Origin of the sequence: Streptomyces sp. NPDC005017, assembly GCF_042873115.1 — a bacterium.
GTDB lineage: Bacteria > Actinomycetota > Actinomycetes > Streptomycetales > Streptomycetaceae > Streptomyces.
On the sequence record NZ_JBIALD010000010.1, the window covers coordinates 83,426 to 105,679 of the forward strand.

A 22,254-nucleotide genomic window follows, 5' to 3' on the forward strand; every position below is an offset into this window, starting at 1 on the left:
TGCCGCACACCGGGGGCCTCGCGTTCGTCGACGCTGGTCAGCCGCACTGGCAGGGATTGCCCGACTGGCAGCCGCAGCCGCAGCCCGAGCCGCAGCCGCAGGCGCCGATCACCATGAGGTTCCGGATCTCGGCGGGCTGCTCGGTCGCGCGTTCCTGCGTGGGGTCGGGCGTGCCACTGGACGTACCGGGGGCTTCGGCCATGGTCCCTCCTATGGGCTGGTGGCTTTACCCATTCCATGCCCGCCCCACCGGGCGCATCAACGGCGCACGGAGGCGAAACCGCTGGACCGCGTCCCCGCCCGTCGGCTAGGCCGCGCCCCCGCCCGTCGGCTGGATCTCCGGCTGGCTGTCCTGCTGGAACTCGTCCGCGTGCTCACCCGTCACCAGGAACACCACGCGCTTGGCCACGGACACCGCGTGGTCCGCGAACCGCTCGTAGTAGCGGCCGAGCAGGGTGACGTCGACGGCCGTCTCGATGCCGTGCTTCCAGCGGTCGTCCATGAGGTGCTGGAAGAGCGTGCGGTGCAGCAGGTCCATCGCGTCGTCGTCCTGCTCCAGCTGCAGCGCCAGGTCGATGTCCTTGGTGACGATGACCTCGGCCGCCTTCGCCATCAGGCGCTGCGCGAGCTGGCCCATCTCCAGGATCGTGGCGTGCAGGTCCTGCGGCACGGCCCGCTCGGGGAAGCGCAGCCGGGCCAGCTTCGCCACGTGCTGGGCGAGGTCGCCGGAGCGCTCCAGGTCGGCGGACATGCGCAGCGAGGTCACCACGATCCGCAGGTCCGTCGCCACCGGCTGCTGGCGGGCCAGCAGCGCTATGGCGCGGGCCTCCAGGTCGTGCTGGAGCTCGTCGACCTTCTTGTCGGCCTCGATCACATGCTCGGCCAGCTTCAGGTCGGCGTCGAGCATGGCCGTGGTGGCGCGTCCGATCGCCGACCCGACCAGCCGGGCCATCTCGACCAGTCCGTCGCCGATCGAGTCCAGTTCCTCGTGGTACGCGTCCCGCATCAGGGTTCCCTCTCGTGCGTCTTCCAGGGGGTGGCGCCCCCGCGGCCACCCGGGGCCCGGCCCCGGGTGACCGGGGCGCCGGCCCCGCGATCTCATGGGGGCTCGCCCCCGCGGTCGCTCAACAGTTCCCAGGGGGTTCCGCCCCTACGTTCCCACGTTCGGCCCTGTACGCGTCCGTTTCGGCCACCCCAAATGAATCAGCACTGGCTCCAAGGTGAACTCTGGGCGACGAGTGTTCGAGGTCGCATATCCATGGCTGTGGCCATACCGTTCGCCATGCCTAACCTGGACGCATGGACGTGAACGCGGCGGTCGCCGCAGCGGCAGCGATCGCCGGTGTGCTCACCGGCGTCATCGCCATGCTGGCGTTCCGCTGGAGCGAACGCGACCTGAGCCGGCCCACCAGGACCTCTCTGCACACCGACCCCGTGCTCCCGCCGGGCGTCGACACCGTGCTGTCGGTGCTGCGCTCCTCGGCCGTCGTCCTCGACGAGGCGGACGCCGTGGTCAAGGCGAGCTCCGCGGCCTACGCCCTCGGTCTGGTGCGCGGCGGCAAGCTCGCGGTGGAGCCGATGCTCCAGATGGCCCGCGACACCCGCAGGGACGGCGAGATACGGCAGGTGGAGCTGGACCTCCCCAAGCGCGGCAGCGGCCGCGGCGAGGCCCTCGCGGTCTCCGCCCGGGTCGCCCCGCTCGGCTCCCGTCTGGTGCTGCTGCTCGTCGAGGACCTGACCGAGGCCCGGCGCATAGAAGCGGTCCGGCGGGACTTCGTCGCGAACGTCAGCCATGAGCTCAAGACCCCGGTCGGCGCGCTCTCCCTGCTCTCCGAGGCCGTCATGGACGCCTCCGACGACCCCGAGGCCGTCCAGCGCTTCGCGGGCCGTATGCAGATCGAGGCGACCCGGCTGACCAACCTGGTCCAGGAACTGATCGACCTCTCCCGGGTGCAGAACGACGACCCGCTGGAGGACGCCGAGCCGGTCCGGGTGGACGAACTGGTCGCCGAGGCCATCGACCGCTGCCGCCACCAGGCGGGCACCAAGCAGATCACCATGGCCGCCGGCGGCCACGCGGACCTGCACGTGTGGGGTCATCGCGGCCAGCTCGCGGCCGCCCTCGGCAACCTCGTGGAGAACGCCGTCAACTACTCGCCCGCCCGTACCCGCGTCGGCATAGCCGCCCGCCGGGTGGACGGGGTCGGCGGCGAATCGATCGAGATCGCCGTCACCGACCAGGGCATCGGCATCTCCGACAAGGACAAGGAGCGCATCTTCGAGCGCTTCTACCGCGTGGACCCCGCCCGCTCCCGCGCCACCGGCGGTACGGGTCTGGGCCTCGCGATCGTCAAACACGTGGCCGCCTCACACGGCGGGGAGGTCACGGTGTGGAGCTCGGAGGGACAGGGCTCCACGTTCACCCTGCGACTGCCGGAGGCGGGCGCCGCCCGCGACCGCGCGCACCAGCACCCCGCCCTCGGCGACGACGAGAGCGACCCGGGCGCGCCGGGACACACGGCCCACACGTCCCGCACCACGTCTTCCCCTCCCCCCGAGTCAACCGCGTACCAGACGCTTTCCGCCCCGGAGGTCCTTCCGTGACCCGAGTGCTCGTCGTCGAGGACGAGGAGTCCTTCTCCGACGCCCTGTCGTACATGCTCCGCAAGGAGGGCTTCGAGGTCGCAGTCGCGACCACGGGCCCCGACGGACTCGACGAGTTCGAGCGCAACGGCGCCGACCTCGTCCTCCTCGACCTGATGCTGCCCGGCCTGCCGGGCACGGAGGTGTGCCGTCAGCTGCGCGGCCGCTCCAACGTCCCCGTCATCATGGTGACCGCCAAGGACAGCGAGATCGACAAGGTCGTCGGCCTGGAGATAGGAGCCGACGACTACGTCACCAAGCCCTTCTCCTCCCGCGAGCTGGTCGCCCGCATCCGCGCGGTGCTGCGCCGCCGCGGCGAGCCGGAGGAGGTGGCCCCGGCGGCCCTGGAGGCCGGCCCGGTCCGCATGGACGTCGACCGCCACGTGGTGACGGTGTCGGGCTCCAAGGTCGACCTCCCGCTGAAGGAGTTCGACCTGCTGGAGATGCTGCTGCGCAACGCCGGCCGGGTGCTGACCCGTATGCAGCTGATCGACCGCGTCTGGGGCGCCGACTACGTCGGTGACACCAAGACCCTCGACGTCCACGTCAAGCGCCTCCGCGCCAAGATCGAGCCCGACCCGGGTGCCCCGCGCTACCTGGTGACGGTGCGTGGCCTGGGGTACAAGTTCGAGCCGTAGGCCGTGGTCGTCACGGTCGGCGGACGGAGTCCGGCGCAGCACCCCGATGCCCGCGAAGCGGTGTGAGGGGTGCGTGGGGAAGGGTGCTCGAGCCCGACCCGGGTGCCCCGCGCTACCTGGTGACGGTGCGTGGCCTGGGGTACAAGTTCGAGCCGTAGGCCGTACCCGCGCCGGACCGCGCGGACCACGTCACCCATGACGAAGGGCGGGACCTCCTCGGAGGTCCCGCCCTTCGTCGTACGGCTGCGGCGGGTCAGTGACCGGCCTCCCCCTCCGCGCTCTCGGAGGGGGAGGCGGAGGCGGACGCCTGGTCGGTCGGCGTGCCCGAGGGGGACTCCGAGGTGCCCTCGGCGGGCTCGGCGGACTCCGCCGGGGCGGACGGGACCTGGGTCGGGCCCCAGCCGGAGAAGTAGCTCTGGGACGGCACCACGAAGGCGGTCAGGCTCACGTCGCCGGTCTCGCTGAAGGCGAAGGTGACGTTCTGGTTGGCACCGTCGACGAGGGCGCTGCCGTCGGCCAGCACGGCGGAGGCGTTGCCCTCGCCGCCGATGACGACGGAGCCGCCGGCCGGGACGGTCAGGGAGCCGCCCGAGGCGGGCTTGATCTCGGCGGGGCCGACACCGTCCACGGTGATGGAGTCCACCGTCTGGGCGGAGTCGCCGGAGTTGAAAAGGGTCGCGGAGACCGCGGCCGGGCCCTCGGCCTCGCGCTCGGGCTGGATGATCACCACGGCGTTCTGGATCTTGATGTCGCCGATGCTGGTCGCCGCGTTGTCCGGCTTGATGCCGAGGGTCTGAGCGTCGTTGCCGGCGCCGCAGGCGGCGAGCGAGGCGATCGAGAACGCGATGACGGAGGCGGCGAGGGCGCCGCGTCGAAGGCTGCTGCTCACGGCGGCGGAATCTCCTTGAACGCAGGGGCGGCTCTCCTGAACAAAGCCGCTCTAAGTGTCTGTCAGCGGCCCCAGGTTACCGAGTCGTTCCCGCGCGGCCGCACCCGACCCTCCCCCCGGCCGGTCGCGTCGCCCGGCGGGGGGTACATGGCACCTTCACGCACCCGTGAAGGTGACTCCGGAGTCACTTCGGGCGGGGCCCGTCCGGCATTCACACAAACCACTGCCGCAATGCCCGGCGATCCGCTCGCAAATTTTCCGTGAAGGAATGCGCCAAGGCCCCGGAAATTGATCACCGGAGGCCGGGCCGGACGACTGAGCGGATCAATTCCGGATTCGTCTGGTACCCGACTCGTCGCACCGAACGGAGTAGCGGAAGTCGATCACTTGGAAGTGGACATATCGGGATGTTCGGCCGTGCGGAGGAGGCTCCGGGCTTGTGTGACGTGCTCGTTTCAGCCCGTACGGAGAGCCGCTCCGACCTGCGAATACCTGGTTCCGCCACCCCGCCGCAGCACGTCCCTGTTGCTGTTGTCAAGCCCCGAGATATGCCCTGACCTGCGAAAACGCCATTCAGGAACCGTCGTTTCCGTGTTACTCTGGATAGCCACGGAAGGGGTACCTGTCACATGACGTTCAAGGTTGGCGACACCGTGGTCTATCCCCATCACGGGGCCGCGCTGATCGAGGCCATCGAAACTCGCCAGATCAAAGGCGTGGACAAGACCTACTTGGTGCTGAAGGTCGCCCAGGGTGACCTGACGGTACGTGTGCCAGCGGACAATGCGGAGTTCGTCGGCGTGCGTGACGTGGTCGGGCAGGACGGGCTCGACCGGGTCTTCGAGGTGCTGCGCGCGCCGTACGCCGAGGAGCCCACGAACTGGTCCCGTCGCTACAAGGCAAACCTGGAGAAGCTCGCCTCCGGCGATGTCATCAAGGTCGCTGAGGTCGTGCGTGACCTGTGGCGTCGCGAGCGCGAGCGCGGACTGTCCGCAGGTGAGAAGCGCATGCTCGCCAAGGCCCGCCAGATCCTGGTGAGTGAGCTCGCCCTCGCGGAGAACACCAACGAGGACAAGGCCGAGGCCCTGCTCGACGAGGTTCTCGCCTCCTAAAGGCGGCGCGAGCCCCGTTGACCCGGGCGCGAGTCCGGTCGGCTCAGCACACCGATATGCCGCGGTGCCCGATGACACTTTCCCTGTCGCCGGGCGCTGCGGCATGTTCGTATCCGGACCCGGAAGGCCGGACCGACGGAACGCCGGAGGTGCGCTGACTCCGTACGCCGGAGGGTGTCCCCCGGTACTGTGCGGGCCCGGGGCACCGGCTCGGCCGGAAGTCACGGAAGGGGCCGGCCGACCCGTGCCCAGCAGGCACCGCTGAGGCCATACCCACCCAGGCCGAGCACACAAACCTGACAGGAACCGATGTCTGACGTTTCGCGTCCCTCGCCCTCGGACACCGCCTCCGAGGCCCGTGCGGCACGTACCGCCGCCGTCATCCCGGCCGCCGGCCGGGGCGTACGTCTGGGCCCGGGTGCCCCGAAGGCGCTCCGCACGCTGAACGGCACGCCGATGCTCATCCACGCGGTGCGCGCGATGGCCGCCTCCCGCGCGGTCTCCCTGGTGCTCGTCGTGGCCCCGCCCGACGGCACCGCCGAGGTGAAGTCGATGCTCGACGCGCACGCGCTGCCCGACCGCACCGACTTCCTCGTCGTGCCCGGCGGCGAGTCCCGCCAGGAATCCGTCCGGCTCGGCCTCGACGCCCTGCCGCCCGGCTACGACATCGTCCTCGTGCACGACGCGGCCCGCCCCCTGGTGCCGGTCGACACCGTGGACGCCGTGATCGAGGCCGTCCGCGAGGGTGCCCCCGCCGTGGTGCCCGCGCTGCCGCTCGCCGACACCGTGAAGGAGGTCGAGCCGGCCGCCGCCCCGGGCGCGCCCGAGTCCGTCCTCGCCACCCCGGAACGCGCCCGGCTGCGCGCGGTGCAGACCCCCCAGGGCTTCGACCGCGCCACGCTGGAGCGCGCCCACGGGTCGGTCACCGAGAACGTCACCGACGACGCGAGCATGATCGAGCAGCTCGGCCTCCCCGTCGTGGTCGTCCCCGGCCACGAGGAAGCCTTCAAGGTCACCCGCCCCCTCGACCTGGTCCTCGCCGAGGCGGTCCTGGCCCGCAGGAGGCTCAACGATGGCTTCTGAGGCACCGCTGCTCCCGCAGGTCGGCATCGGCACCGACATCCACGCCTTCGAGGACGGCCGCGAGCTCTGGTGCGCCGGGCTGAAGTGGGAGGGCGAGGGCCCCGGCCTGGCCGGCCACTCCGACGCCGACGTCGTCGCCCACGCCGCCTGCAACGCCCTCTTCTCCGCCGCCGGCCTCGGCGACCTGGGACAGCACTTCGGCACCGGCCGCCCCGAGTGGTCGGGCGCGTCGGGCGTCACCCTGCTGACGGAGGCGGCCCGTATCGTCCGCGAGGCGGGCTTCGTCATCGGCAACATCGCCGTACAGGTCGTAGGACCACGCCCGAAGATCGGCAAGCGGCGGGACGAGGCGCAGAAGATCCTTTCGGAGGCGGCGGGAGCACCCGTGTCCGTGTCCGGCGCGACGACGGACGGCCTCGGGTTCCCCGGCCGCGACGAGGGCCTGATGGCGATCGCCACCGCCCTGGTGGCGCGGGTGGCCTGACGGCACCGGCGGCACGACGGGGTGCCCGCGGCGAAGCCGGTCCGGCGGCACGACGGGGTGCCCGCGGCGAAGCCGGTCCGGCGGGTCCCGGGGCGGCGCCACCCCGGGCCGACCGTAGGGAACGTATGTCCTGACCGGGTGTTCGGGGCGGCACGGGTGCCGTTCGGGGCGGCACCCGTGCCGCGTTCCACCGCAGGGGCCCCAGCGGCCCCGCGCCGACCCGCGGACGAAATCGGCGATACACCACTACGGCGCCCCGCACTACTCGGCGCCCACTACCCTGGACCCGTGACTATTCGCCTGTACGACACCAGCGCCCGGCAGATCCGTGACTTCACCCCGCTCACGCCGGGCTGTGTCTCGATCTACCTCTGTGGCGCCACCGTGCAGGCGGCCCCGCACATCGGGCACATCCGCTCGGGCCTGAACTTCGACATCATGCGCCGCTGGTTCGCCTACCGCGGCTACGACGTCACGTTCATCCGCAACGTGACCGACATCGACGACAAGATCATCGCCAAGTCGGCCGACCAGGGCCGCCCCTGGTGGGCGATCGGCTACGAGAACGAGCGCGCCTTCAACGACGGCTACACCGCCCTCGGCTGCCTGCCGCCCACCTACGAGCCCCGCGCCACCGGCCATGTCACCGAGATGGTCGAGATGATGCGCGGCCTCATCGAGCGCGGTCACGCCTACGAGGCCGACGGCAACGTCTACTTCGACGTACGGTCGTTCCCCGAGTACCTGAGGCTGTCCAACCAGGAGCTGGACAACCTGCTCCAGCCCTCCGGCGAGGGCGAGACCGGCAAGCGCGACCCGCGCGACTTCGCGATGTGGAAGGCCGTCAAGCCGGGCGAGCCCAGCTGGGAGACGCCGTGGGGCCGCGGCCGTCCCGGCTGGCACCTGGAGTGCTCGGCGATGGCCCACAAGTACCTGGGCTCCGCCTTCGACATCCACGGCGGCGGCCTGGACCTGATCTTCCCGCACCACGAGAACGAGATCGCCCAGGCCAGGGCCTTCGGCGACGAGTTCGCCCGGTACTGGGTGCACAACGCCTGGGTCACCATGAGCGGCGAGAAGATGTCCAAGTCGCTCGGCAACAGCGTGCTGGTGTCGGAGATGGTCAAGCACTGGCGCCCCGTCGTCCTGCGCTACTACCTCGGCACCCCGCACTACCGCTCGATGATCGAGTACAGCGAGGAGGCCCTGCGCGAGGCCGAGGCGGCGTACGGCCGGATCGAGGGCTTCGTGCAGCGCGTGGTGGAGCTGGCCGGGGGACCGGTCGAGCCCGCCGCCGAGGTGCCGCTGGCCTTCGCCGAGGCCATGGACGACGACCTCGGTGTGCCGGGGGCCCTCGCGGTCGTGCACACCACGGTCCGGCAGGGCAACAGCGCCCTGGCCGCCGACGACAAGGAAGCCGCCGTCGCCCGCCTCGCCGAGGTCCGGGCCATGCTCGGCGTCCTCGGCCTGGACCCGCTCGACCCGCACTGGGCGGGCGAGGCCGACGGCGGCGAGGACCTGCACGGCGTGGTCGACACCCTGGTGCGCATGGTGCTGGACCAGCGGGAGGCGGCCCGCGCCCGCAAGGACTGGGCCACCGCCGACGCCCTCCGCGACCAGCTGAACCAGTCCGGTCTCGTCATCGAGGACAGCCCCCAGGGCCCGCGCTGGAGCATCGGCCAGCGCTGAGGCCCTGACCACCGCGAATGTGCCGCCCGGACACTCGGGCGGCACACTTGCACTGACGTACGTATCGAGCAACACGAAAAGACAGGTAGGTCATGGCCGGGAACAACCGCCGCATGTCCGGCAAGAAGGGCGCCCAGATCGGCAGCGGCGGCCAGCGGCGCCGGGGCCTGGAGGGCAAGGGCCCCACGCCCCCCGCCGAGATGCGCAAGGGGCACAAGAAGAACCGCATCGCCAACGCGAAGACCAAGCAGGTCCAGCGCCGCCCTGTGGCGCGCGGCCGAGGCGGCAAGGGCACGTCCGAGCTGGTCGTCGGGCGCAACCCGGTCGTCGAGGCGCTGCGCGAGGGCGTGCCCGCCAACACGCTGTACGTCCAGCAGTTCATCGACAACGACGAGCGGGTGCGCGAGGCGCTCCAGCTCGCGGGCGAGCGCGGCGGCATCAACCTCATGGAGGCCCCGCGCCCCGAGCTGGACCGGATGACCAACGGCCTCAACCACCAGGGCCTGGTCCTCCAGGTCCCGCCGTACGAGTACGCCCACCCCGAGGACCTGCTCGACGCCGCCGCCGACGGTGGCGAGGACCCGCTGGTCGTCGCGCTGGACGGGGTCACCGACCCGCGCAACCTCGGTGCCGTGGTCCGGTCCGTCTCCGCCTTCGGCGGACACGGCGTGGTCGTGCCCGAGCGCCGCGCGGCCGGAATGACCGCCGGTGCCTGGAAGACCTCCGCCGGTACGGCCGCCCGTACGCCGGTGGCCCGTGCGACGAACCTGACCCGGGCGCTGGAGCAGTACAAGAAGGCCGGTGTCACCGTGGTCGGTCTGGCCGCCGACGGCGAGGCCGAGCTGGGCGAGCTGGACGCGCTCGGGGGCCCGGTCGTGATCGTGGTCGGCAGCGAGGGCAAGGGCCTGTCCCGACTGGTCGGCGAGACCTGCGACTTCCGGGTGCGCATTCCGATGCCGGGTGGCGCGGAGTCGCTGAACGCCGGTGTGGCGGCGGGCATCGTGCTGTACGAGGCGGCACGCCGACGGGGCTGAACACGCGTCCGCTGGATCACTCGTACGGGGTAATCCTGGCGTTCAGGACATGCTTGACGGGGTCCGGACAGATCCGGCAGGTCAAAGCAGTGTCCTAACCTCGCGTCACTCGGTTAGATGAGTGTGGACACCAGAACACCCCGCACACCGACGGGGGACCGCTCGTCGGGATTCGCTTCCGGGCTCGATGACGCTCCCGCGCTGAGCATGGTGAAGGTGCCGAGCGATCCGGCGCAGATCATCGTCAACCATGCGAGTTTCCGCGTGCAGTTGGGCGCCTCCTCGCGACGCGCCCAATCCGTGCGGGTCGCACGGCACTCGGGCGCCGTCCCGGTGGCCGGTGGCGCCGCGGCGGCCCGCCCCGCCGCGGCCCGCCGCCGCCCCGTCGTCTGGAGCGGCCGCTCGGCCCCCGACGACACCGGCGCCCACCGCCTGCTCCAGGCCGTGCGCACGGCGGGCGTCCGCGCCCCCGAGGAGACCGCCGACGCCGGGGCCACCCAGGTCATCCCGCGCGTCGGCGTGGGCGGCCCCGGCTACGACGACGTCTACGACGGGCTCGACCAGACCGTCGAGACCCCCGTTCTCGGCGCCCAGCGCACCCCCGAGGGCGCCGGCACCCGCCTGCTGCCCCATATGCGCACCGTCGGCAGCGCCTACGACGAACCCGCCTACGACGGCCCCGAGTACGGCGAACCGGCCTACGGCGACGAGCGGTTCGACTTCGACGACCCCGAACCGGCCGACGCCGAACGGCGTTCCGGACGGCACGCCGACGAGGCCGCGCGGCACGCCTACTACCCCGGCCGCCGGATGAACCTCGGCGTCGTCCTGCTCCCGCTGCGCGTCTTCCTCGGCTTCATCTCCATCTACGCCGGCATGGGCAAGCTGTGCGACCCCGTCTACTTCGACGGCGGCACCCGCGGCTCGATGGTGAAGTGGCTCAACACCCTGCACCCGTGGGAAGTCGCCGAGCCGCTGCGCCAGTTCGCCCTGGCCCACCCGGTCGGCTCGGGCCTCGTGATCGCCTTCCTCCAGGTGGTCGTCGGCGTCCTCACGGTGCTGGGCTGCTGGCAGCGGGTCGCCGCGGTGGGCGGCGCGCTGCTGTCGGCCGCGCTGCTGGTCACCGTCAGCTGGAAGAGCGTCCCCGTCTACGACGCCCCCGACATCATCTACCTCGCCGCCTGGTCGCCCCTGATCATCGCGGGCGCCCCCGTCTACTCCATCGACGGCCGGCTGGCGGGCATGGCCTGGCGCAGGCTCGGCCCCCGCTCCGACATCTGGGAGCTGCGCCGCTACGTGCTGCGCCGCGGCGCCCTGGTCAGCGCCGTCGTCATCGGGCTCACCCTGCTCCTCGGCTCCCTGCTCGGCGGCGCGGTCCGTGACGCCGACCGGATCGTGGTGCCCGGCCCCGGTGACGCCCCGCGCAACGAGCTGCCCGGTTCGCCGCTGCCCCAGAAGCCGGGCGAGCGCGAGAAGAAGAGCAGCAGCCCCTCGGCGGCCGCCACGCCGGCCGAGGACGCGCCGTCGGCCGCGCCGACCGAAGGCGCCGCGACCACGCCCGACGCGACCCAGGACACCCCCACGGGCAGCGCGCCCAGCCAGACCCAGGGCACCGTCGGCGAGGCCCCGCCGCAGCAGTCCTCCCCGGTGGAGCAGCCCCCGAGCACCGGCTCCGGACCCAGCTCCGGCGGCGCCACATCCTCCGGCGGCACGGGCACCGGCGGCGGCGAGCCCACCGAGGAGCAGCAGCCCGGACTGGTGGGCGGCCTCCTGGGCTGACGGCCCCGCCCCGGCACACAGGACGACGGGGTCCCGCACGGTGCGACCGTGCGGGACCCCGTCGTCGTACGCCGCGCGGCGGCTTTAAGCGGCTTTAAGCGGCTTTAAGCGGCTGTACGCGGCTGTCAGCGGCCCGGGCCGGCCAGTTCCTTCGCCGCCTCCGTGAGGTCCTTGGCGGTGTCGATGGCGCGCCAGTAGGAGCCCTGGGGGAGCGGGAAGCCGGCCAGGCGGCGTTCCCGGGCCAGGTGCGGGAACGTGGTGCGCTCGTGGTCGCCGCGCTCGGGGAGCAGACCGGCGAACGCGGGGGAGAAGACGTAGACGCCCGCGTTGATCTCGAAGGTCGACGGCGGGGCCTCGATGAAGTCCGTGATGTGGCCGAAGCCGTCGGTCTTGACGGCGCCCCACGGGATGCGGGGGCGGGCCAGCGCGAGGGTCGCTATCGCGTCGCGCTCGGCGTGGAAGTCGGCCATGTCCCGCAGGGAGAAGCGGGTCCAGATGTCGCCGTTGGTGGCGTACCAGGCGCGGTCCGGGTGCGGCAGGTGCGCCGCGGCGAACTTCAGGCCGCCGCCGCGGCCGAGCGGCTCCGTCTCGACGACCGTGGTGACCGTCAGCGGGAGGTTCGCGGTTCCCAGCCACTGCTGGAGCACCTCGGCGAGGTGGCCGCAGCTGACGACCACGTCGGTGACGCCCTCCTCGGCGAGCCAGTTCAGCTGGTGGCCGATGATCGGCGTGCCCGTGCCGGGGATCTCGACCATCGGCTTCGGGCGGTCGTCGGTGTACGGGCGCAGGCGTGAGCCCTGGCCTCCGGCGAGGATGACGGCCTGGGTGGGGCGTACGGCGGCGTGCGGGTCGGTCATGCCCGCACTGTACGCGGTGCGTGTTGCGGGGTTACCGGGCGGTTGGCGGGACGGGTCCCGGTGTGTCGGCCCATGGCGGGCGGTGCGCCCGCCGGGGCGCGGGGCTGTGCTCCGACGGCCGCGGACCGTCCGTGCGGCTCGCGCCCGTGCGGCGGAGCCGTACAGCGACACAGCCCCGCGCCCCTGCGGGCGCCGCCCGGCCGTGGGGTGGTACGGCCTCGCGCCCTTCTCGGGACGCCGCTCAGCCGGTCGCCGCGAGGACGCCCGAGGCGAAGGCCGTGTCGCAGACCGGGCGGGAGAACGACTGGGCCCGCTTGGGGCCGTAGACACGGACCGCCGCCCGGCCCAGGGAGCGGGCGATCGAGACGCAGTGGGAGGCGAGGGACGGGCGCTCGTCGACGGCCTGCTGGAGGTGGGTCAGGGCGATGCCCGGGTCCTTCTCCTGGAGCTCGGTCAGGAGCTGGTCGCGCAGCACCTCGTGCGGGGCGCGCGGGGCGGCCGGCTTGGCGTCGTCGGACAGGGCGGTGTCCGAGGCGGTGAGCACCGGGGCCGACGGGTCGCCCGACCAGCTGACCCGGGTGACCGCGAGGGTCCCGGAGAGCACCAGGACGACGGGCAGGACGAGGGCGAGGCTGCGGCCGACCCGGCGGGCGGGGCCCTGGCCGCGTCGCGTCTGTTGGATGGTGGAGTGCTTCACGCGAGTGAGGGTAGCGCCTGGTGATGATTTGGCGACATTTAGTCACCGGTTCGGGGGATGAGAAGGTGGCGAATTCGGGGTAGGGGGTTGACGCTCACTGCTCGAAATGGATTGTTCTGGCGGGGTATCCCGCGACAGCGAAGAGGGCCCCGCAGTGATCTGCGGGGCCCTCTTCGTCAACCCGTGGAGAACGTCCGGGTTTCTCCGTACCGCGTCAGTCGGACAGACGCGCGCCGGAGGAGGTGGAGAACACGTGGGTCTCGCCGGAGCGCGGGACGACGTGCAGCACGCTGCCCTTCTCCGGGACGTCACGGCCGTTCACCCGGACCACCAGGTCCTTGGAGGTGTCGCCGACGGTGGCGGTGCCGTAGACGTAGGCGTCGGCGCCCAGCTCCTCGACGACGTTCACGGTGACCGCGAGGCCCTGGTCGGAGTCCGCGCCCGCCACGTCGAAGTGCTCGGGGCGGACACCGACGGTGACCGTCTTGTCGGTGGTGGCGGACAGCGCGTCGCGCTCGACCGGGACGACGGAGTTGCCGAACTTCACGCCGCCGTCGGTGATCGGGACCTCGACCAGGTTCATGGCCGGGGAGCCGATGAAGCCGGCGACGAAGAGGTTCGCGGGCCTGTCGTACATGTTGCGCGGGGTGTCGACCTGCTGGAGCAGACCGTCCTTGAGGACCGCGACACGGTCGCCCATCGTCATGGCCTCGACCTGGTCGTGGGTGACGTAGACGGTGGTGATGCCCAGACGGCGCTGGAGCGACGCGATCTGCGTACGGGTCGACACACGGAGCTTGGCGTCCAGGTTGGACAGCGGCTCGTCCATGAGGAAGACCTGGGGCTCACGCACGATGGCGCGGCCCATCGCGACACGCTGGCGCTGACCGCCGGAGAGGGCCTTCGGCTTGCGGTCCAGGTACTCGGTGAGGTCGAGGATCTTCGCGGCCTCCTCGACCTTCTGCCGGATCTCCGCCTTGTTGACACCGGCGATCTTGAGCGCGAAGCCCATGTTGTCGGCGACGCTCATGTGCGGGTACAGCGCGTAGTTCTGGAACACCATGGCGATGTCCCGGTCCTTCGGCGGCAGGTGGGTCACGTCGCGGTCGCCGATGCGGATCGCGCCGCCGTTGACGTCCTCCAGACCGGCCAGCATGCGCAGGGAGGTGGACTTGCCGCAGCCGGACGGACCGACCAGGACGAGGAACTCGCCGTCCGCGATCTCGATGTCCAGGGCGTCGACGGCGGGCTTGGTGCCACCCGGGTAGATGCGGGTCGCCTTGTCGAACGTAACAGTGGCCATGGTGATGGGCCCCCTTCTACCGGCAGGAACGTGCCGGACGATCCGTTGTAGGAAGGTGGTTGGTGTAGTCCACGCGAGTGAACCGACTCAGGACGGTACCTGCCGTTCACCCCGCCTGTCAGTACCTGGACCTCTGTGAACTTCGCGGAAATTCTCGACGGGCCGCCCCCGGAGCCTGGGTACACTGCACGGGCGCACGCGTGCCGTGCGCAGGCCTCCTTAGCTCAGTGGTAGAGCACCGCTCTTGTAAAGCGAAGGTCGTCGGTTCGAATCCGACAGGGGGCTCTTCGGCCGGCCTGCGCCTCTACGCCCCCGTGATCCTGGATCGCGGGGGCGTCGGTGTGTCGGGGGTCAGGGCGTGCCGGGCTTCCTCAGGGCCTCGTCGGTCAGGCGGTTACACGGTCCACTCGTCCTGGGGCAGGGCGCCGAGGGAGCGGTAGAAGCCGATCGCGGGCTCGTTCCGGTTCAGGACGGAAGCGGCCGGGGTGCCGTCCCGGCGCAGTACGGGCACGACAGCGCGCACACCCCGTGCCCGGGGCGCAGGGACCAGCGGTCCAGGGACCGTGTGACCAGGCCGGGGAGCGCGGCGACGAAGGTGCTGCCCGCCGCCCCGTTGTGTCTCGCCTGGGTCGCGGCCAGTTCCCAGGGACGTCGGTCACTTGGGGGAGGCTACCGGCGGGTGCGCGCGCTTGGTTCGGCGTACGCCGACGGGCGGTCCCCGATCTGGGGCAGTTCGTCGTGCCGGCGCCCCGGGGCGGCGGGCTATCCGCTGGTCAGGGGCGTGCGAAAGTACGGAATCCGAAGGAGACAGGGGCCGCGGGAAGGGGTTAGCGTCCCCGGCATGAGCAGCGGTGCGGTCAGCGGTGTAGTCAACGGCGGCGTCTCCTTCTGGTTCGCGGACGACGGGCTTCCGGCGGTGCGGGAGCCGCTCGCGGGTGACGCGACGGCCGACGTGGTGATCGTGGGCGGCGGATACACAGGCCTGTGGACGGCGTACTACCTGAAGAAGGCCGCGCCCTTCCTGCGGGTCACCGTGCTGGAGCAGAGGTTCTGCGGCTACGGCGCCTCCGGGCGCAACGGCGGCTGGCTCTACAACGGCGTCGCCGGACGCGACCGCTACGCGAAGCTGCGCGGCCGGGAGGCCGCCGTCCGGTTGCAGCGGGCCATGAACGACACCGTCGACGAGGTGGTGTCCGTACTGGCCGCCGAGGGCGTGGACGCCGACGTCCACCGCGGTGGCGTGCTGGAGGTGGCCACCACCCCCGCGCAACTGGCCCGGCTCAAGGCGTTCCACGAGCACGAACTGTCGTACGGCGAGAAGGGCCGCGAGCTGTACGGCGCGCGGGAGACGGCCCGGCGCGTGAGGGTCGCGGGCGCGGTCGGCTCGTCCTGGACGCCGCACGGGGCGCGGGTGCACCCGGTGAAGCTGGTCAAGGGGCTGGCCGAGGCCGTCGAGGCGCTCGGCGTGACGATCCACGAGGCGACCCCCGTGACGGAGATCCGCCCGAAGCACGCGGTGACGCCGTACGGCACGGTCCGGGCGCCCTACGTGCTGCGCTGCACCGAGGGGTTCACCGCCTCGCTGAAGGGCCAGCGGCGCACCTGGCTGCCGATGAACTCCTCGATGGTGGTGACCGAGCCGCTGACCGACGGGCAGTGGGCGTCGGTGGGGTGGGAGGGCCGCGAGACCCTCGGCGACATGGCGCACGCCTACATGTACGCGCAGCGCACCGCCGACGGGCGGATCGCGCTGGGCGGGCGCGGGGTGCCGTACCGCTTCGGATCGAGGACCGACAACGACGGGCGCACGCGCGCGGAGACCGTCGGGGCGCTGCGGGAGATCCTGGTGCGCTTCTTCCCGTCGCTGGCCGGGGTGGGCGTCGAGCACGCCTGGTCGGGCGTGCTGGGCGTGCCGCGCGACTGGTGCGCGACGGTGACCCTGGACCGGGCGACGGGGCTGGGCTGGGCGGGCGGGTACGTCGGCTCGGGCGTGGCCACCGCGAACCTCGCCGCCCGCACCCTGCGGGACCTGGTCCGGCAGGACTCCGGGCAGGGCGGGCCGACGGAGCTGACCGAACTGCCGTGGGTCGGGCACAAGGTGCGCAAGTGGGAGCCGGAGCCGCTGCGCTGGCTCGGCGTGCACGGCATGTACGCGACCTATCGCGCGGCGGACCGCCGTGAACTGCGCACCCACAGCACGGGATCGTCCCGGCTGGCCCGAGTGGCGGACCGGGTGGCGGGGCGGGGCTGAGGCTGTCGGCCCGCCGGAGGTCCCCCGGAGGTCTCCCGGAGGGACACGGACCGTCAGGTCACCGATCCCTGCTGTTCGGCGCACGCGCGCTCCAGGGCGCGTTCGCCGCCGCCCTGGCGCCCCGGAGAGCGCGGGCGCCGGATGGTCGCGTCCAGGACGACCATCAGCTGCGCGAGGGTGATGATCACTAGGCCCGACCGGCGGCGCGGGTCGGCGTGCGCGGTGTGCATCCGGGTGACGCTCACCCGGCCGGAAGACCACGGACGGCGGTGGGCCGCATCTGGGGCGTGCTTCCTGCCGGTCAGGGTTCCAGGACCACCTTTCCGGTCGTGCCGCGGGTCTCCAGGGCCCGGTGGGCGTCCGCCGCGGCGGCGAGCGGGAAGCGGTGGACGGCGGGGGTGAGGCGGCCGGCCGCGGCCTCGGCGAGCGCGCGCAGTTCGAGGGTGCGCAGGGGTTCGGGGCCGCCGGCCCTGGCGAGCATCACCGGGCCGAGCACCTCCTCGGAGACGCCGTCGACGAGGTACGGCCCGCCGTCCTTGACGCCCTCGGAGGACCAGCCGAAGACGATGTGGCGGCCGCCGGGCCCGAGGAGGGCGACGGCCTCGCGGGCCACGTCGCCGCCGACACCGTCGAAGACGACCGTGGCGGTGCGGTCGCCCAGCCAGGCGCGGACCTCGGCCGGCCACTGCGGGTCGCGGTAGTCGACGGCGAGGTCGGCGCCGTTCGCGGCGACCCGGGCCGTCTTCCCGGGCCCGCCCGCGAGGCCGACGACCGTGGCGCCGGCGTGCCGGGCGTACTGCACGAGGAGGGTGCCGATGCCGCCGGCCGCGGCCGGGACGACGGCCACCGAGTGGGGGCCGAGCTCGGCGAACTGGAGGATGCCCATCGTGGTGCGGCCCGTGCCGATCATCGCGACGGCCCCGGCGAAGTCGAGGCCCGCCGGGATCTCGTGCAGCCGCTCCACCTCGGTGACGGCCAGCTCGGCATAGCCTCCCGGCACGAAGCCCAGGTGGGCGACCACCCGCCTGCCGAGCCACAGCCCGGCGACGCCCTCGCCGAGCGACTCCACGACGCCCGCGACCTCACGGCCCGGGACCGTGGGCAGCTCGGGGGCGGGAGCCGGGCCCGCCTTGCCCTCGCGCAGGGCGGTGTCCAGCAGATGGACACCCGCGGCCCGTACGGCGACACGGACCTGGCCGGGGCCGGGGCGCGGGGCCTCGGTCTCCTCGTAGACCAGGTTCTCGGCGGGGCCGAAGGCGTGCAGGCGGACGGCGTGCATGGGATCCCCCAGGGTGTGGTCCGTTCGACACGGTTCACTGTTCTTCCTCAAGCGCGCTTGAGGTCAAGCCGCCCCGGAGCCCTGTCAGGCACGCTTGAGGTCAAGCCGCCCCGGAGCCCCCTCAGGCGTGCTTGCGGTCGGCGGCGTCGCGGCCCAGCACGAGCGAGACCGCGGTCAGGGCGCTGTTGAAGGACACCTCGGACAGCACCCCGGGCGCGGCGACCTGGTCGCCGGCGAGGTAGACGCCGTCGCCCCGGTCCACGGCCGGCCGGTCGCGCCAGCTGGTGCCGGGCAGGTCGACCGCGCCGGTCCGGCCCTGCGCGAGGGCCTCGCGGCGCCAGGTCACGCGCTCGCGCCAGCCCGGGAAACCGAGGTCGAGCAGCTCCTCGGCACGGGCCACGCCCTGGGCGCGCGGGACACCCGGGGCGATGGGGATCTGCCCCTGGATCAGCTGCTCACCCGCCGGGGCGAGGGTGCGGTCCTGCGCGGTGAACCGCTCCAGCCAGCCCGGCGCGTCCAGGTCGGACACGGCGAACGCGTCGCCGCGCCGGGTCCGTACGGCGAGGTCCACCAGTGCGGTACGGCCGCTCGGCCAGGTCAGCGAGTCGTCGCCGAGCAGCCGCCGCGCGGAGTCGAGGGAGGTGGCGACGACGACGGGCGTGTCGGTGGGCAGGGTGTCGACGCGCGAGAGGGTCTCCATCCGGACGCCGAGGTTCCAGGCCCGCCCGGCCATCCGGTCGATGACGCTGGCCCAGCCGCCGCGCGGGTAGTGCGCCTCCGGGGGCAGCTTGGTGGCCCGGCGCAGCCGCTCCTGCACGAACGCGGCGGACAGCGAGCCGGGGTCGTGGTGGAACAGGGCGACGGCGGAGTAGTGGGCGGCGGCCCGTGCGCCCTCCTCGCCCGCCTCCCGGGTGGCCCAGGTGAGGAAGTCCTCGTCCACGGGTGCCTGGCGGGCGCTGCGGCGCAGCAGCTTGAGCATGGCGAAGGGCGGGGTGCGGCGCAGGACGCCGTGGTGGCGCAGCCGCAGCCGGGCGGCTTCCAGCGGCGGCAGCGGCGCTAGCGGCCCGATCAGGTCGCGGCTGCGCAGCCAGGCCCAGTGCGGGCCGCCGTTGTACAGGGCGTGCGGGCCCTCGTTGGTCCGGTACGGGCCCTCGGCGGTGCGGGCCCGCCCGCCGGGGGTGTGGTGCGCCTCGTACACGGTGACCCGGGCGCCCGCCTCGGCGGCGGTGATGGCCGCGGTGAGTCCGGCGAAGCCGCCGCCGACGACGGTGATGCGGTGCATGGTGAGGTCTCCCTCTCTTCGGGTTCGCCTGTCACCGGATATGACTGTCCGGCCCGCCGAAATGTGACAACGAACCAGGGCGGCCCACGTCTGCGCAGGCCAGGGCGATTGTCAGTGGCTGCGTGCAGGATGGGGGCATGGCGAGCGGACGGCCCGGGGTGACGGGTGTGAAGGCGGCGCGGCGGCCGGAGGTGCGGCTGCCCGCGCTGGAGCGGTGGGACGGCGGTTCCCTGGAGCCGGACGGCGACTACGACGGGCTGGAGCTGAGAGAGGCCGACCTGAGCGGCCAGGACGGGGCGGGCGCGCGCTTCCTGGACTGCGCGCTGACGGGCTGCTCGCTGGACGAGACGGGTCTGCACCACGCCCGTTTCCTCGACTCGGTCCTGAGAGAGGTCCGCGGCGTCGGCACCGACCTGGCGGGGGCCACGCTGAGGGACAGCGAGGTGCTGGACGCCCGGCTCGGCGGGGTGCAGCTGCACGGGGCGGTGCTGGAGCGGGTGGTCGTCCGCGGCGGCAAGCTGGACTTCCTCAACTTCCGTACGGCACGGCTCAGAGACGTCGTCTTCGAGGGCTGCGTCCTGGTCGAGCCGGACTTCGGCGGGGCCCGTCTGGAGCGGGTGGAGTTCGTCGACTGTGCCGTGAAGTCGGCCGACCTCACCTCGGCCACGCTGAAGGACGTGGACCTGCGCGGGGCGGCTCCGCTGGAGATCGCGCGGGGGGTGGACCGGCTCGCGGGGGCGGTGATCAGCACGGCCCAGCTGCTGGACCTGGCGCCGGTGCTGGCGGCGGAGCTGGGGGTGCGGGTGGAGGGCTGAGGGGGCGCGCGACGCCCGCTTCCCGATGGACGCGGGCTGAGGGCGCGCGACGCCCGCTTCCCGATGGACGCGGGCTGAGGGCGCGCGACGCCCGCTTCCCGACGGACGGTTTCCGGCGGTGGGCGGGCCCGGGCCGGGGCCGGGGGGCGAACCCAGGGCAGGGCGCGAGAGGCCCACACCTTGCTTCCTGACGTTCCGTGTCGGGCGGTGGTCGACCCGGGCCGGGGGTCTGGGGGCGGGCCCCGGAGGCAGGGCGGGGTGCCAGGCCGGGCGGGTGCCCGGCGGTGGTCACGTCACACGGGGGAAGCGTGCCTGGAGCGTCCAGATCGCCGGGTTCTCGGCGAGGTCCTCGTGCAGATCGCACAGGTCGGCGACCAGGTCGTGCAGAAAGTCCCGGGCCTCACGCCGCAGCGCGGAGTGGGAGAAGGTCAGGGGCTCCTCGTCGCCCGGCATCCAGTCCGCCTCGATGTCCACCCAGCCGAACCGCCGCTCGAACATCATGCGGTCCGTGGACTCGGTGAAGTCCAGCTCGGCGTACTGCGGCCGGGACGCGCGCGAGCCCGCCGGGTCCTGGTCGATCCGCTCGACGATGTCGCACAGCGCCCACGCGAAGTCGAGCACCGGAACCCATCCCCAGGCTGTGGACAGCTCCCGGTCGGCCTTGGTGTCGGCGAGGTAGACGTCCCCGCAGAACAGGTCGTGCCGCAGGGCGCGGACGTCCGCGCGCCGGTAGTCCGTCTGCGGCGGGTCGGGGAAGCGGTTGGAGAGGGCGTAGCCGATGTCGAGCACGTAGCCGATGGTGTCACGGCCCGCGCCACGGACGGGCCCCGCGGGGGGTCCGGCGACGGCGCCCGCGATCTTCCCCCGAGGCCGCCATAGGATCGACGGCGTGCCCCGGTTCGTGCCTGTTGTCCCCGCCGCCCTCGCCGTATGTCTCGCGCTCACGCTCGGCGCGTGCGAGGACCGCGGAGGGGTGAGCGGCACCCCGGGCGCGGCGGGCCTGCGCGACCCGTACTTCCCCAAGGCGGGCAACGGCGGCTACGACGTCACGCACTACGGCCTCGACCTCGCCTACGACCCCGGCGACGGCGTCCTGGCCGGCACGGCGGTGATCACGGCCCGTGCCACCCAGGACCTGTCCTCGTTCAACCTGGACCTCAAGGGGCTGGACGTCGAGAGGATCACCGTCGACGGCGAGGAGGCCCGCTGGAACAGGGCCGGGCAGGAGCTCACGGTCCGCCCGGACGAGGAGCCGGCCGAGGGCGGCACCTTCGAGGTCACCGTCCGCTACGAGGGCCGGCCCGAGACGATCACCGACCCCGACGGCACCGAGGAGGGCTGGCTGCTCACCGCCGACGGCGCGCTCGGCCTCGGCGAACCCGTCGGCTCGGCCGCCTGGTTCCCCGGCAACCACCACCCCTCCGACAAGGCCTCGTACGACATCCGGGTCACCGTGCCGCGCGGTCTGACGGCCGTCTCCAACGGCGAGCTGGTCCGGCAGCGCCCCGCCCGGGGCGGCGGGACGGCCTTCGAGTGGCGGGCCACCGAGCCCGTGCCCAGCCATGCCGCCACGGTCGCGATCGGCCGCTACGACATCAGCCGGACGCGGACGCGGGAGGGGCTGCCGGTGTACACGGCGGTGGACCCGGTCGAGGCGGAGGCGAGCCGGGCGGTGCTGGCACGGCTGCCGGAGGTGATGACCTGGGCGCAGGACACCTTCGGCCCGTACCCGTTCTCCTCCACGGGCGCGATCGTCGAACGCGGCGTGGACGTGGGCTACGCCCTGGAGACCCAGAACCGTCCGGTCTTCCCCGGCGCCCCGGACGTGGTGCTGCTCGTGCACGAGCTGGCCCACCAGTGGTACGGCGACTCGGTCACCCCGAGGACCTGGCAGGACCTGTGGCTGAGCGAGGGCTTCGCGACGTACGCGGAGTGGCTGTGGGAGGAGCAGCACGGCGGCGACAGCGCGCAGGAGTCCTTCGACTGGCTGTACGAGGAGGGCGAGGAGACCTACACGGACCTGTGGGCGTTCCCGCCCGCGCGCCAGGACGGCGCCGCCCGGCTGACCGGCGACCCGGTCTACCAGCGCGGCGCGATGGTGCTGCACAAGATCCGGCAGCGGATCGGTGACGAACGGTTCGCCGCCCTGCTGCACGGCTGGGCCGCGGCCCACCGCCACGGCACGGCCGACACCGGGGACTTCACGGCGTACGTGGAGAGGCAGGCCCCGGACGAGGACTTCTCCGGGATCTGGCGGGACTGGCTGTACGGGGACGGGAAACCGGACCGTCCGTGAGCCGGGCGGCCCGGCCGGCGTGCCGTGGGCGCGGGGGCAGTTGACGTCGACGGCCTCCCAGGCGTCCGCCACCGCGGTGTACTCGGCGCCGCCCGTGGCCGGGGCTCCGCCGTCCGGACGGAC

The 22,254-nt window shown here is 72.8% G+C and carries 21 protein-coding genes and 1 tRNA gene; 12 read left to right on the plus strand and 10 right to left on the minus strand.

The features are described from left to right. Nucleotides 1–37: 37 nt before the first annotated feature. Together ACFYR0_RS17290 and phoU are read right to left on the minus strand one after the other, a co-directional pair. A complete protein-coding gene (locus ACFYR0_RS17290; RefSeq protein ID WP_389327980.1) occupies nucleotides 38–202 on the minus strand; it encodes a hypothetical protein in 165 nt (54 codons plus the stop codon). 105 nt (nucleotides 203–307) lie between these two features. After that, nucleotides 308–1,006: a phosphate signaling complex protein PhoU gene (phoU, locus tag ACFYR0_RS17295; protein ID WP_389327983.1), complete on the minus strand. Its 699-nt coding sequence runs from the start codon at nucleotides 1,004–1,006 to the stop codon at nucleotides 308–310. 293 nt (nucleotides 1,007–1,299) lie between these two features. On the opposite strand from phoU, the gene ACFYR0_RS17300 reads away from it, so the two are divergent. Together ACFYR0_RS17300 and ACFYR0_RS17305 are read left to right on the plus strand one after the other, a co-directional pair. Further along, a complete protein-coding gene (locus tag ACFYR0_RS17300; protein ID WP_389327986.1) occupies nucleotides 1,300–2,604 on the plus strand; it encodes a sensor histidine kinase in 1,305 nt (434 codons plus the stop codon). Continuing rightward, nucleotides 2,601–3,281 (plus strand): response regulator transcription factor, encoded by a 681-nt coding sequence (locus ACFYR0_RS17305; protein WP_073941673.1) that lies wholly within the window; start codon nucleotides 2,601–2,603, stop codon nucleotides 3,279–3,281. Before ACFYR0_RS17300 ends, ACFYR0_RS17305 begins: the two co-directional genes overlap by 4 nt. Before the next feature lie 253 nt (nucleotides 3,282–3,534). On the opposite strand, the gene ACFYR0_RS17310 is transcribed toward ACFYR0_RS17305, so the two are convergent. Next, nucleotides 3,535–4,170, minus strand: a complete 636-nt coding sequence (locus ACFYR0_RS17310; protein ID WP_389327989.1) for a DUF461 domain-containing protein — start codon at nucleotides 4,168–4,170, stop codon at nucleotides 3,535–3,537. Nucleotides 4,171–4,799: 629 nt separating this feature from the next. Between ACFYR0_RS17310 and ACFYR0_RS17315 the strand changes: the two genes are divergently transcribed. The 6 genes from ACFYR0_RS17315 (at nucleotide 4,800) to ACFYR0_RS17340 (ending at nucleotide 11,351) form a co-directional block, all read left to right on the plus strand. Further along, complete coding sequence (locus tag ACFYR0_RS17315; protein WP_003953493.1) at nucleotides 4,800–5,282, plus strand: CarD family transcriptional regulator; 483 nt, start codon at nucleotides 4,800–4,802, stop codon at nucleotides 5,280–5,282. Between the two features lie 309 nt (nucleotides 5,283–5,591). Further along, complete coding sequence (gene ispD / locus ACFYR0_RS17320) at nucleotides 5,592–6,365, plus strand: 2-C-methyl-D-erythritol 4-phosphate cytidylyltransferase (RefSeq protein ID WP_389327992.1); 774 nt, start codon at nucleotides 5,592–5,594, stop codon at nucleotides 6,363–6,365. Continuing rightward, the gene (gene ispF / locus ACFYR0_RS17325) at nucleotides 6,355–6,849 is read left to right on the plus strand and encodes a 2-C-methyl-D-erythritol 2,4-cyclodiphosphate synthase (protein WP_389327995.1); all 495 of its coding nucleotides are present in this window, start codon (nucleotides 6,355–6,357) and stop codon (nucleotides 6,847–6,849) included. Before ispD ends, ispF begins: the two co-directional genes overlap by 11 nt. A gap of 288 nt (nucleotides 6,850–7,137) precedes the next feature. After that, nucleotides 7,138–8,538, plus strand: a complete 1,401-nt coding sequence (gene cysS / locus ACFYR0_RS17330) for a cysteine--tRNA ligase (RefSeq protein WP_389327998.1) — start codon at nucleotides 7,138–7,140, stop codon at nucleotides 8,536–8,538. Between the two features lie 92 nt (nucleotides 8,539–8,630). Then, complete coding sequence (gene rlmB / locus ACFYR0_RS17335) at nucleotides 8,631–9,572, plus strand: 23S rRNA (guanosine(2251)-2'-O)-methyltransferase RlmB (protein ID WP_389328001.1); 942 nt, start codon at nucleotides 8,631–8,633, stop codon at nucleotides 9,570–9,572. Nucleotides 9,573–9,689: 117 nt separating this feature from the next. Further along, nucleotides 9,690–11,351: a DoxX family membrane protein gene (locus ACFYR0_RS17340; RefSeq protein WP_389328004.1), complete on the plus strand. Its 1,662-nt coding sequence runs from the start codon at nucleotides 9,690–9,692 to the stop codon at nucleotides 11,349–11,351. Nucleotides 11,352–11,476: 125 nt separating this feature from the next. Here ACFYR0_RS17340 and ACFYR0_RS17345 read toward each other — a convergent pair whose 3' ends face one another. The 3 genes from ACFYR0_RS17345 to ACFYR0_RS17355 form a co-directional block, all read right to left on the minus strand. Next, nucleotides 11,477–12,208, minus strand: a complete 732-nt coding sequence (locus ACFYR0_RS17345; protein WP_389328007.1) for an NDP-sugar synthase — start codon at nucleotides 12,206–12,208, stop codon at nucleotides 11,477–11,479. Between the two features lie 241 nt (nucleotides 12,209–12,449). Beyond that, the gene (locus ACFYR0_RS17350) at nucleotides 12,450–12,905 is read right to left on the minus strand and encodes a hypothetical protein (protein ID WP_389328010.1); all 456 of its coding nucleotides are present in this window, start codon (nucleotides 12,903–12,905) and stop codon (nucleotides 12,450–12,452) included. A 214-nt stretch (nucleotides 12,906–13,119) separates the two neighbouring features. Continuing rightward, a complete protein-coding gene (locus ACFYR0_RS17355) occupies nucleotides 13,120–14,208 on the minus strand; it encodes an ABC transporter ATP-binding protein (RefSeq protein WP_389328013.1) in 1,089 nt (362 codons plus the stop codon). Nucleotides 14,209–14,421: 213 nt separating this feature from the next. Between ACFYR0_RS17355 and ACFYR0_RS17360 the strand changes: the two genes are divergently transcribed. Beyond that, nucleotides 14,422–14,493: transfer RNA gene (locus ACFYR0_RS17360), tRNA-Thr, on the plus strand. A gap of 556 nt (nucleotides 14,494–15,049) precedes the next feature. After that, nucleotides 15,050–16,459 (plus strand): NAD(P)/FAD-dependent oxidoreductase, encoded by a 1,410-nt coding sequence (locus tag ACFYR0_RS17365; RefSeq protein WP_389328016.1) that lies wholly within the window; start codon nucleotides 15,050–15,052, stop codon nucleotides 16,457–16,459. Between the two features lie 53 nt (nucleotides 16,460–16,512). Here ACFYR0_RS17365 and ACFYR0_RS17370 read toward each other — a convergent pair whose 3' ends face one another. The 3 genes from ACFYR0_RS17370 to ACFYR0_RS17380 form a co-directional block, all read right to left on the minus strand. Continuing rightward, nucleotides 16,513–16,689 (minus strand): hypothetical protein, encoded by a 177-nt coding sequence (locus ACFYR0_RS17370; RefSeq protein WP_389328019.1) that lies wholly within the window; start codon nucleotides 16,687–16,689, stop codon nucleotides 16,513–16,515. Between the two features lie 71 nt (nucleotides 16,690–16,760). Continuing rightward, on the minus strand, nucleotides 16,761–17,738 hold the full coding sequence (locus ACFYR0_RS17375; protein WP_389328023.1) for a zinc-binding dehydrogenase: 978 nt from the start codon (nucleotides 17,736–17,738) through the stop codon (nucleotides 16,761–16,763). 121 nt (nucleotides 17,739–17,859) lie between these two features. Next, nucleotides 17,860–19,020, minus strand: a complete 1,161-nt coding sequence (locus tag ACFYR0_RS17380; protein WP_389328026.1) for an FAD-dependent oxidoreductase — start codon at nucleotides 19,018–19,020, stop codon at nucleotides 17,860–17,862. Between the two features lie 137 nt (nucleotides 19,021–19,157). Here ACFYR0_RS17380 and ACFYR0_RS17385 point away from each other — a divergent pair, with 137 nt between their 5' ends. Further along, nucleotides 19,158–19,835 carry a pentapeptide repeat-containing protein gene (locus ACFYR0_RS17385; RefSeq protein WP_389328029.1) on the plus strand — a complete coding sequence of 226 codons (678 nt, stop codon included), beginning with the start codon at nucleotides 19,158–19,160 and terminating at the stop codon, nucleotides 19,833–19,835. A gap of 288 nt (nucleotides 19,836–20,123) precedes the next feature. Here ACFYR0_RS17385 and ACFYR0_RS17390 read toward each other — a convergent pair whose 3' ends face one another. After that, nucleotides 20,124–20,624, minus strand: coding sequence for a hypothetical protein (locus ACFYR0_RS17390; RefSeq protein ID WP_389328033.1), 501 nt, complete (start codon nucleotides 20,622–20,624; stop codon nucleotides 20,124–20,126). Between the two features lie 100 nt (nucleotides 20,625–20,724). Here ACFYR0_RS17390 and ACFYR0_RS17395 point away from each other — a divergent pair, with 100 nt between their 5' ends. Beyond that, nucleotides 20,725–22,131: a M1 family metallopeptidase gene (locus ACFYR0_RS17395; protein ID WP_389328036.1), complete on the plus strand. Its 1,407-nt coding sequence runs from the start codon at nucleotides 20,725–20,727 to the stop codon at nucleotides 22,129–22,131. Nucleotides 22,132–22,254 lie beyond the last annotated feature (123 nt).

What these genes read in the sequence shown, in the direction of transcription:
- ACFYR0_RS17290 (WP_389327980.1), bottom strand. Translation starts at nt 202, where the DNA reads ATGGCCGAAGCCCCCGGTACGTCCAGTGGCACGCCCGACCCCACGCAG.
- phoU (WP_389327983.1), bottom strand. Translation starts at nt 1,006, where the DNA reads ATGCGGGACGCGTACCACGAGGAACTGGACTCGATCGGCGACGGACTG.
- ACFYR0_RS17300 (WP_389327986.1), top strand. Translation starts at nt 1,300, where the DNA reads ATGGACGTGAACGCGGCGGTCGCCGCAGCGGCAGCGATCGCCGGTGTG.
- ACFYR0_RS17315 (WP_003953493.1), top strand. Translation starts at nt 4,800, where the DNA reads ATGACGTTCAAGGTTGGCGACACCGTGGTCTATCCCCATCACGGGGCC.
- ispD (WP_389327992.1), top strand. Translation starts at nt 5,592, where the DNA reads ATGTCTGACGTTTCGCGTCCCTCGCCCTCGGACACCGCCTCCGAGGCC.
- ispF (WP_389327995.1), top strand. Translation starts at nt 6,355, where the DNA reads ATGGCTTCTGAGGCACCGCTGCTCCCGCAGGTCGGCATCGGCACCGAC.
- rlmB (WP_389328001.1), top strand. Translation starts at nt 8,631, where the DNA reads ATGGCCGGGAACAACCGCCGCATGTCCGGCAAGAAGGGCGCCCAGATC.
- ACFYR0_RS17340 (WP_389328004.1), top strand. Translation starts at nt 9,690, where the DNA reads ATGAGTGTGGACACCAGAACACCCCGCACACCGACGGGGGACCGCTCG.
- ACFYR0_RS17345 (WP_389328007.1), bottom strand. Translation starts at nt 12,208, where the DNA reads ATGACCGACCCGCACGCCGCCGTACGCCCCACCCAGGCCGTCATCCTC.
- ACFYR0_RS17355 (WP_389328013.1), bottom strand. Translation starts at nt 14,208, where the DNA reads ATGGCCACTGTTACGTTCGACAAGGCGACCCGCATCTACCCGGGTGGC.
- ACFYR0_RS17365 (WP_389328016.1), top strand. Translation starts at nt 15,050, where the DNA reads ATGAGCAGCGGTGCGGTCAGCGGTGTAGTCAACGGCGGCGTCTCCTTC.
- ACFYR0_RS17370 (WP_389328019.1), bottom strand. Translation starts at nt 16,689, where the DNA reads ATGCACACCGCGCACGCCGACCCGCGCCGCCGGTCGGGCCTAGTGATC.
- ACFYR0_RS17375 (WP_389328023.1), bottom strand. Translation starts at nt 17,738, where the DNA reads ATGCACGCCGTCCGCCTGCACGCCTTCGGCCCCGCCGAGAACCTGGTC.
- ACFYR0_RS17380 (WP_389328026.1), bottom strand. Translation starts at nt 19,020, where the DNA reads ATGCACCGCATCACCGTCGTCGGCGGCGGCTTCGCCGGACTCACCGCG.
- ACFYR0_RS17385 (WP_389328029.1), top strand. Translation starts at nt 19,158, where the DNA reads ATGGCGAGCGGACGGCCCGGGGTGACGGGTGTGAAGGCGGCGCGGCGG.